The sequence below is a fragment of the Mycobacterium asiaticum genome (assembly GCF_001673365.1).
Taxonomy (GTDB): Bacteria; Actinomycetota; Actinomycetes; order Mycobacteriales; family Mycobacteriaceae; genus Mycobacterium; species Mycobacterium asiaticum_A.
Map to the genome: position 1 here is coordinate 1 of NZ_LZLS01000115.1, position 9,492 is coordinate 9,492.

The following is a 9,492-nucleotide window of genomic DNA, read 5'->3' on the forward strand; positions in this document are numbered from 1 at the left end:
GGCAACACGTCCAGGACGTCAACCTGAAATCGGTGCTCTCGATCAGGTCGTCCTCGGGCGGGGAGATACCCGCGTTGTTGAAGGCGATGTCGACCAGACCGCAGGTGCGCGCCGCCGAGTCGAACAGCCTGTTCACCGACTCCTCGTCGGAAACGTCAACTGGGACATACAATCCCGAGAGCGCTTCGGCGGCGGCCCCGCCCGCTTCGTTGTCGATGTCGCCGATCACAATGGTCGCGCCTTCGGCGTGCATCCGCCGTGCCGCGGCCAAACCGATACCGCTGCCGCCGCCGGTGATGACGGCCACCCGGCCAGCCAGTCGGCCGCTCAGATCCACTACTGCTCCTCCTTGATCGCGATGAAGACGTTCTTGGTCTCGGTGAAATGCAGCGGTGCGTCCGGGCCGAGTTCGCGGCCCACTCCGGATTGTTTGAACCCACCGAACGGAGTGTTGTAACGCACCGAAGAGTGGGAATTCACCGATAAATTGCCCGATTCGACGGCCCGGGATACCCGCAGCGCGCGGGACAAGTCGTCGGTCCAGATCGACCCGGACAGACCGTATTCGGTGTCATTGGCCAGCGCGATGGCGTCGTCCTCGTCGGCGAAAGGGAGCACGGTGACCACTGGGCCGAAGATCTCCTCGGTAACGCTGCGATCGTCGCGTTGTGGGGTGAGAACCGTTGGCGGAAACCAGAACCCAGGGCCCGCGGGGGCGGTGCCTCGAAAAGCAACCGGTGCACCGTCGGGCACGTACGAGGCCACCTTTTCGCGGTGTGCGTGGGAAACCAACGGACCCATCTGGGTATCGCGTGCTGCGGGGTCACCGACGACCACGTCCTGCACGGCCGGCTCGAGCAGCGCCATGAAGCGGTCATAGACGCTGCGCTGCACCAGAATTCGGCTGCGTGCACAGCAGTCCTGCCCGGCGTTGTCGAACACGCCCGCCGGCGCGGATGCCGCGGCGCGCTCGAGATCGCAGTCGGCGAAGATGATGTTGGCGCTCTTGCCGCCCAGCTCCAGCGTCACCCGTTTCACCCGCGCCGCAGCGCCGGCCATCACCTCCTTGCCGACTTCGGTGGACCCGGTGAACACGACTTTGCGCACTTCCGGGTGGGCGACAAAGCGCTCCCCCACCACGGAACCCCGCCCGGGCAGCACCTGCAGTAAGTCCGGGTCCAGCCCGGCCTCGACGGCCAGTTCGCCGAGCCGGATGGTGGTCAGCGGTGTCCACTCAGCCGGCTTGACCAGTACCGCGTTGCCGGCGGCCAGCGCCGGAGCAATTCCCCACATCGCGATCACCATCGGGAAGTTCCACGGCGTGATCACCCCCACGACGCCCATTGGCTCGTTGAACGTCAGGTCGATGCCGCCCGCGACCGGAATTTGCTTGCCGGACAAGCGTTCCGGGCCCGCGGCATAGAACTGCAGCACGTCGCGTACGTTGCCGGCTTCCCACTCGGCCGAGCCGATCGGGTGGCCCGAGTTGGCGACCTCCAAGGCCGCCAGTTCGTCGACGTGAGCGTCGACGGTGGCCGCGAACGCGCGCAGCCCGGCGGCACGCTCGGCCGGTGCCAGCCGCGCCCAACGGCGTTGCGCGGCACGGGCTCGCGCTACCGCATCGTCAACGGCGGCCGCATCAGCATGCTCGACGGTCCGCAGCGGTTCCTCGGTGGCGGGGTTGACCAGTTGGGTGCTGGTCATCGACGGCAATAGGATCGGGCCGCGTCGACTAAGGCGACGAACAACCGCAGATCGTCCAGAGATTTCTCCGGATGCCATTGCACCGCAACGGCAAAGCTGTCGCCGGGCAACTCGACCGCCTCGACCACACCGTCGCCGTCCCAGGCGCCGACCACCAAACCCTCCCCCACTTTGTCGATGGCCTGATGGTGATAGCACGGCACATCGGCGGTCTCCCCGAGCAGTGTCGCCACCCGAGTTCCGGCCACGGTGCTCACCGGCAACCTGGTGAACACCCCGTTGCCGGCGCGATGACCCGAGTGCCCGATCACCTCGGGTAGGTGCTGATGCAGCGTGCCGCCGAATGCGACGTTGAACACCTGCGCGCCACGACAGATGCCCAGCACCGGTAACCCACGGTCCAACGCGGCCCGCAGCAGCGCGAACTCCCATTCGTCGCGGTTGGTGCGCGGCTGGTCGGTAGTGGGGTGCGGATGCTGACCGTAGGCGGCGGGGTCGAGGTCGTAGCCACCGGTGATCACCAACGCGTCCAGGCTGTCAACCAGCCTTTCAGCCCCGTGTGTCGGCTGGGGCGGCAACAGCACCGGGATACCACCGGCCAGCGCCACGCCCTCGAAATAGTCCGACGGCAGATAGGCCGCCGGGACATCCCAAATTCCGGCGCGCACCTGCTCCAAGTACATCGACATGCCCACTACCGGCGCTCCACCGCCGCCGGACTTAGAGGCGTTCAAATCCACGCGTCCTTTCCCAATCGGTAACTGCCGCATTGAACGCCGCCAACTCCACGCGCGCGTTGTTCAGGTAGTGCTCGACGACGTCGTCGCCGAAAGCCTCGCGCGCCAAGGTCGACGCCTCGAAAAGCTCGGCTGCCTCGGCCAACGTGTTCGGCAGCCGTCCGACGTCAGTGGCCTGGTAGGCGTTACCAGCGTACGGCTCGCCCAGTTCGAGACTACGACTCAGCCCAAAACGTCCGCCCGCAATCATCGCGGCCACCGCGAGGTACTGGTTGACGTCGCCGCCGGGCACCCGGCATTCCACCCGTATGTTGCGTCCGTGCCCGACCACCCGCAACGCGCAAGTGCGGTTGTCCAGCCCCCAGGCGACCGCGGTGGGTGCGAAACTGCCGTCGGCGAATCGCTTGTAAGAGTTGATATTCGGCGCAAAGAGCAGAGTGAGCTCAGGAAGGCTGACCAACAGGCCCGCGACGAAGTGTTGAAACGCGGCCGACATGCCGTGCGGCGAGGTATCACTGGAGAACACCGCGCTGCCGTCCTGGCCGCGCAACGAAAGATGGATATGGCAGCTATTGCCTTCGCGGGCATCGTATTTCGCCATGAACGTCAGACTTTTGCCGTGCTGGTCGGCGATCTCCTTGGCACCGTTCTTGTAGATGGCGTGGTTGTCGCAAGTCACCAACGCCTCGTCGTAACGGAAGCCGATTTCCTGCTGACCGGCGTTGCATTCGCCCTTGATGGCCTCGACGTGCAGGCCCGCACCCTGCATACCGAGCCGGATCTCGCGCAGCAGCGGCTCCATGCGCGAGGACGCCATGATCGCGTAGTCGATGTTGTAGTCGCTGGCCGGCGTCAGGTCCCGGTATCCGTCGGCCCATGCCTGCCGGAAGGACTCGTCGAACACGATGAATTCCAGCTCGGTGGCCACGTCAGCTATCAGTCCCTCCGCTGCCAGCCGGTCCAGCTGTCGCCGCAGCACCGCGCGCGGCGAGACGGCGACCGGGCTGCCATCGGCCCAGGACAGGTCGGCGATCACCAGCGCCGTACCGGGCAGCCAGGGCACCAGCCGCAGCGTCGACAAGTCCGGCGTCATCACCATGTCGCCGTAGCCGGTCTCCCAGTTCGACATGGCATAACCGGGCACGGTGTTCACGTCGACGTCGACGGCCAGCAGGTAGCTGCAGCACTCGGCACCGCGGCCGGCCACCTCGTCGACGAAGAACCTTCCCGCCACCCGTTTACCGACGAGTCGGCCCTGCATGTCGGTGAACGCCACGATTACCGTGTCGATGTCCCCGGCCGCGACCAGACATTCCAGCTCCTGCATCGAGAGCCTTGGTGTGCCTGCCTGCCGGGTCATGACCGTCAATCAACCACTGCTACCAGCCGCTGGTGCGCAGCACGATTTCGGTGGCCAGCTGCGCGGTCGACTCCTGAGCGTTGCGCCTGCCGAGCATGTCCACCACCCGATAGTCGCCGAAGACGTAGCGCCAGCTGTCCCGGACGGCGTCCCTTACCGCCGGTGTACTGACCAGGATGGTCGTGGCGACCTCTACCGGCGGGCAGTTTTCGTCGCGGACCACGCCGTTGGCGTCAGCAACCCGAGGATGCGGGCGATCGATTGCCACCAGGCCGGCGAACCTGCCCAACCTGGTGGCCGCCAGTTCCCACGCCAACTCGGCACCAGTGCGATCGCCCACCACGACGGCCCATGCGATCTTGAGCGAGTCCAGGATGCCGATCACCGTCTTGGGTGTGAGCCGGGGATCGGCGCCGATGACAACAGTTTTCAGCGCCGCATTGTGCAGCCGCTCGCAGACCGCGTCGTAGGCGGCGGGGGCACGTTGCTCGGCGGCCAGCAGCACGACTACCGCGCCGTTTTCCGGGCCGGCCACCGTGACCGGGACGGCGAATCCGTCCAGCGTGGTCATCATTGAGGACACTGTCCAAAGCTACCGAAAACTGCGTCTGCCTGCCTCCGCAAAGGCAGGGGCAAAGTTAGGGCAAAGTCAGGGCAGGGTGAGGATCTCGGCGCCGGTCTCGGTGACCACCAACGTGTGCTCGAACTGTGCGGTCCACTTGCGGTCTTTGGTGACCACCGTCCAGCCGTCGTCCCAGATCTCGTAGTCCAGCGCGCCCAGGTTGATCATCGGCTCGATGGTGAAGGTCATGCCGGGCTGGATGACGGTTTCCACGGCGGGCTGGTCATAGTGCAGGACCACCAGCCCGTTGTGGAAGGTCGTGCCGATGCCATGCCCGGTGAAGTCGCGAACCACGTTGTACCCGAACCGATTTGCGTAGGCTTCGATGACGCGGCCAACGACGGACAACGCCCGGCCGGGCTTGACCGCCTTGATGGCACGCATCGTCGCTTCGTGGGTTCGCTCTACGAGCAGGCGGTGCTCCTCGGAGACATCGCCGGCCAGGAACGTTGCGTTGGTGTCGCCGTGCACTCCGTTGATGTAGGCAGTGACGTCGATATTGACGATGTCGCCGTCTTCGATCACCGTCGAGTCCGGGATGCCGTGACAGATGACCTCGTTCAGTGATGTGCAGCACGACTTGGGGAAGTGCTTGTAGCCCAACGTCGAGGGATAGGCGCCGTTGTCGACCATGTAGTCGTGCGCGATGCGGTCGAGTTGGTCGGTCGTTACGCCCGGTGCGACCGCTTTGCCCGCCTCTTGCAGCGCGCGAGCGGCGATCTGCCCGGCCACCCGCATCTTCTCGATGACCTCGGGTTCCTGCACCCACGGCTCGGTGCCTTCTTTGGCGGTGGACTTGCCGACGTACTCCGGACGCGCGATCCACTTGGGTACCGGCAGGGTCTGCGACAGCACGCCGGGGGAAAGGGCGGTTCGGACAGGCATGTCGATCAGCTTAGCGGCGCTCGAGTCCGGCGAGTGGTTCAGAACCTGGGCCGGCGCAGCAATGCCCGGCGCGATCCCCGAATGATCACCGAGCCGAACACGACCTGGCCGGTCAGCACGACGTGCGGCGTCCCTTCGGCCGGCGCGTCTTTGCGGTGATCGGTCGCGCTGCCCACGTAGACCTCGACGTCGTCGATCGAGGCGCTGGCCCCGTCGGGCAACCGCAGGTGCAGGGAACCAAACTTCATGTCGATTTCAATGACCACGACGGGCCCGGCGAAGCGGGCCTTGGTCAGATCGAGGTCGATCGAGCCCACCCGTCGTACCAGCGACAGCCGGGTGGGGACCATCCATTCACCCTGGCGCTTGAGCGATCCCGCCCAGCCTCGCAGCTCCACCCGGTCGGTCGCGGAGGTGACGATCGCGCCCGGCCCGGGCAGGTCGCCGACCAGCGCATCGAGTTCATTGAGGGTGCGCGCGAACTGGACCCGCGACGAACGCTGCTCGAACTCGTTGATGTCGAGCAGTCCGAGTGCCACGGCGTTGTGCAGTCGTCGCATGGTGCCGTTTCGGTCGGCGTCCGACACCCGCATCGACACGATGTCTCCACCGCTATCGGTCATGGCGTTTCCTGAATGCCCACCTCGCCAACTTACCGCCGTGGCGGGGTCGGCCAAGCTACGTCAGGTAGCCCGGCGGCAACGAGTCGAACATCACCTTGGTCATCCGGACGGCGTACTCGGAGCTGCCGCCACCGACGATCAGCGCCGCGAAGGCCAGATCGCCGCGATACCCGGCAAACCACGAATGCGAACCACCCGCGAATTCGGCTTCACCGGTCTTGCCATAGACCTCGCCGCAGCCCGCGATTTCCTTGGCGGTGCCGTTGGTGACCACCAACCGCATCATGGGCCGCAGCGCCTCGACCATCTTTGGGGTGATCGGGGTGTTGTCGCCGGCGACCGCGGTCGGCCGGCCGGCGATTAGCTGCGGAACCGGAGTCTTGCCGGCGGCGACCGTTGCCGCCACCAGGGCCATGCCGAACGGACTGGCCAGCACCCGGCCCTGACCGAACCCGTCCTCGGTGCGCTCGGCCAGATCGACCGTCGGGGGCACCGAACCGGTCACCGTGGTGATGCCCTCGACCTGATAGTCCAGTCCGATGCCATACCGGCTGGCGGCCTGGGTGAGACCGCGCGGCGGCAACTTGCTGCTCAGCTCGGCGAACGTGGTGTTGCAGGAACTGGCAAACGCGCGCGACAACGGCACTACGCCGAGATCGAAACCGCCGTAGTTGGGGATGGTGCGGTGTCCGATGTCGAGATGGCCGGGGCACCCCAACATGGTGTTCGGGGTGGCCATGTCACGTTCGACCGCCGCGCCGGCGGTGACCATCTTGAACGTCGACCCGGGCGGGTAGAGACCGGTGGTGGCCAGCAGACCCTCGGCATCCGCTCCCGCGTTCTGGGCGATCGCCAGGATCTCGCCGGTCGATGGCTTGATCACGACCAGCATCGCTTTGCCACCGCGGGTGTCCACCGCGTGCTGAGCGGCGTTCTGCACGGCGCGGTCCAGGGTGATGGACACCGACGGCGCCGGCGAGCCGGGTACCTCATGCAGCACGGCGACGTCGACACCGTTCTGGTTGGTGCTGACAACCCGCCAGCCGGCCTGCCCGTCGAGTTCGTCGACGACGGCCTTCTTCACTTCGGCCATGACCGCCGGCGCGAAATGGGGATCAGTGGGCAGCAGTGCGTCCTGCGGTGTGATCACGATCCCGGGCAACCGGCCGATCGCCGGGAAGACCCGATTGCTGTCGTCCGGCAGCAGCGTAACCAGGTCGATCGGTTTGGTGGCCGAACTGGCCATTTCGGCGAGCAGCTGCGGATCGTTGAGCGTGTCATTGAACGGGTGCAGCGCCTCGATGACGGCGTGGGCGGTGCCGATCAGGTCGGCGCCGGCCTGGCTGGCGTCCAGCGAGTAGCTGTACAGGTAGCCCGGTTTGAGCACGTCGGAGCCACCCAGCTCGTTGACCGAGGCGCGTCGCGGTTGGTCGGCGCGCAACGCGAAGGTCTGGTGCTCCCCCAGCTTGGGGTGCAGACCGGTGGTGGCCCAGCGCACCCGCCAATGGCCCTCGTCGCGGGCCATTTTCAGCTGTCCGTCGTAGCTCCACGTTCGGTTCTTGGGCAGATGCCAGGTGAACCGGTAGACCGCCGTGCCGGTGTCCTCGGCGTACTTCGAGCTCAGCACCTGCGCGTCGAGGTGGGTTGCCTGCAATCCAGCCCACGCGGCGTTGAGCGCTTCGCGGGCGTCGTTGGGGCTGTCGCTGAGCTGCGCTGCCGTCGCGGTGTCGCCTACGGACAGCGCGGCGAGGAACTTCTCGGCGGCCGGCCCGGGGCCCTCGGGCTTCGGGGTACAGCCGGGCAGCGCGGTCAAGGCGACCAGCAGACAGGCGACAGAAGTGACCAGTGTTGCTTTTGTGACCATCGAGACTGATGTTAAAGGGGCGGCGGCGGCATCGCGGCCGACACACCGAGACCTAACCGTTACGCATCGCTCGTAGATGCCGCGACTCGCTCTTAGATCCCGCGACTCGCTCTTAGATGCCGCGAACCGAACGCGGCTGCGATTTTCAGCCGCGAATTTCGCAGTGGGGTTCGGTTCGCGGGTGACGCGGGCGCAGCGGGGATCGGTTCGCGGCAGAGGGGCGGCGGCTAGTCGAGCAAAACCGTGGCGAAAGTGCCGACTTCCTTGAACCCGATGCGGGCGTAGGCGGCACGGGCAACCGTATTGAAGTTGTTGACGTAAAGACTGGCGATGCGCCCGCTACCGACGATCACCGCCGCGAGCGTGGCAGTTCCAGTGGTGCCCAGCCCCAGCCCGCGCCGCTCCGGATGAACCCAGACCCCTTGGATCTGACCGACCGTCGGAGACTGCGAACCCACTTCCGCCTTGAAGATGACCTGCCCGTGCTCAAACCGGGCCCACGCCCGTCCCGCTGCGATCAAGTTGGCCACCCGGCGGCGATAGCCGCGACCCCCGTCGCCGAGTCGCGGGTCGACCCCGACTTCGCCGATGAACATGTCCACCGCCGCCACCAGGTAAGCGTCCAATTCCTCAGGCCGCACCTGCCGCACCTCGGTGTCCAGTTCGCAACTGGGATGGCTGTTGAGCGCCATCAGCGGTTGGTCGTCACGCACGTCGCGCGCCGGGCCCCACGCCGGCTCAAGCCGCCGCCACATCGGCAGGACCAGGTCAGCGCGGCCAACCAGTGAGGAACACCGCCGCGCGGTGCTTTTCGCCTCGTCGGCAAACGCGTTCAGGTCGATCATGTTGCCGCGCAACGGAATCAGGTTGGCGCCGGCAAAGCACAGCGATTCCTCGGCGCCCCCGCGGGTCCACAGTTCCCCGCCGATCGAGTTCGGCTCGACGCCGTAATCCGCGACGCGTGCGGCCACCATGCAGGATTCGACCGGGTTCTCCCCTAGCACTCGCCACACGGCGGCGGCATCACGCACCACCGAAACGCGTCGCTCGCCGACAAGGCGGAGGATGGGCGGAGCCGACATCTGGAAACTCTCTGTGGTGCGGGTCCGAGGGCCAGTGAGCTTGGCCTCTATCAGCTTACGGTCACAATAGGCGAACCGCTGTCTGCTGCGCCCCCGGTTACGCCCATTTCCTCGGCGATCCGCATGGCTTCCTCGATCAGCGTCTCCACGATCTGGGCTTCGGGCACCGTCTTGATCACTTCACCCTTGACGAAGATCTGGCCTTTGCCGTTGCCCGAAGCAACACCGAGATCGGCTTCGCGCGCCTCCCCCGGCCCATTGACCACGCAACCCATCACGGCCACCCGCAGCGGAACATCCAACCCGTCCAGGCCCGCGCTCACCGCATTGGCCAACGTGTAGACGTCGACCTGGGCGCGCCCGCATGAGGGACACGAGACGATCTCCAGGCCGCGCGGCCGCAGATTCAGCGATTCGAGAATCTGCGTCCCAACCTTGACTTCCTCGACCGGCGGGGCCGACAACGACACCCGGATGGTGTCGCCGATGCCACGCGACAGCAGCGCACCGAAGGCGACCGCGGACTTGATGGTGCCCTGGAACGCTGGACCGGCTTCGGTGACACCCAGATGCAGCGGATAGTCGCACTGGGCAGCCAGTTGCTCGTAGGCGGCG

Annotated in this window: 10 protein-coding genes; all 10 read right to left on the bottom strand. The window is 66.3% G+C overall.

The window, feature by feature from the left end:
• Positions 1 to 337: SDR family NAD(P)-dependent oxidoreductase (locus tag A5634_RS13190; RefSeq protein WP_155769524.1), on the bottom strand; the 337-nt coding region annotated here is incomplete at its 3' end.
• On the bottom strand, positions 337 to 1,704 hold the full coding sequence (locus A5634_RS13195) for an aldehyde dehydrogenase family protein (protein WP_065144496.1): 1,368 nt from the start codon (positions 1,702 to 1,704) through the stop codon (positions 337 to 339). The genes A5634_RS13195 and A5634_RS13190, both read right to left, overlap by 1 nt.
• Complete coding sequence (locus A5634_RS13200) at positions 1,701 to 2,474, bottom strand: gamma-glutamyl-gamma-aminobutyrate hydrolase family protein (protein ID WP_081290405.1); 774 nt, start codon at positions 2,472 to 2,474, stop codon at positions 1,701 to 1,703. The genes A5634_RS13195 and A5634_RS13200 overlap by 4 nt, the downstream gene beginning before the upstream one ends.
• Complete coding sequence (locus tag A5634_RS13205; RefSeq protein WP_065144497.1) at positions 2,425 to 3,801, bottom strand: glutamine synthetase family protein; 1,377 nt, start codon at positions 3,799 to 3,801, stop codon at positions 2,425 to 2,427. Before A5634_RS13205 ends, A5634_RS13200 begins: the two co-directional genes overlap by 50 nt.
• A 19-nt stretch (positions 3,802 to 3,820) precedes the next feature.
• A complete protein-coding gene (locus A5634_RS13210) occupies positions 3,821 to 4,375 on the bottom strand; it encodes an alpha/beta hydrolase (protein ID WP_065144498.1) in 555 nt (184 codons plus the stop codon).
• Positions 4,376 to 4,450: 75 nt separating this feature from the next.
• Positions 4,451 to 5,308, bottom strand: a complete 858-nt coding sequence (map, locus tag A5634_RS13215; RefSeq protein ID WP_065144499.1) for a type I methionyl aminopeptidase — start codon at positions 5,306 to 5,308, stop codon at positions 4,451 to 4,453.
• 38 nt (positions 5,309 to 5,346) lie between these two features.
• On the bottom strand, positions 5,347 to 5,931 hold the full coding sequence (locus A5634_RS13220) for a DUF1707 SHOCT-like domain-containing protein (protein WP_065144500.1): 585 nt from the start codon (positions 5,929 to 5,931) through the stop codon (positions 5,347 to 5,349).
• Positions 5,932 to 5,986: 55 nt separating this feature from the next.
• A complete protein-coding gene (locus tag A5634_RS13225) occupies positions 5,987 to 7,795 on the bottom strand; it encodes a penicillin-binding transpeptidase domain-containing protein (protein ID WP_065144501.1) in 1,809 nt (602 codons plus the stop codon).
• A gap of 227 nt (positions 7,796 to 8,022) precedes the next feature.
• Positions 8,023 to 8,877 carry a GNAT family N-acetyltransferase gene (locus A5634_RS13230; protein WP_065144502.1) on the bottom strand — a complete coding sequence of 285 codons (855 nt, stop codon included), beginning with the start codon at positions 8,875 to 8,877 and terminating at the stop codon, positions 8,023 to 8,025.
• A 50-nt stretch (positions 8,878 to 8,927) separates the two neighbouring features.
• The coding region (locus tag A5634_RS13235; protein WP_172831693.1) for a flavodoxin-dependent (E)-4-hydroxy-3-methylbut-2-enyl-diphosphate synthase at positions 8,928 to 9,492 on the bottom strand (565 nt) is incomplete at its 5' end.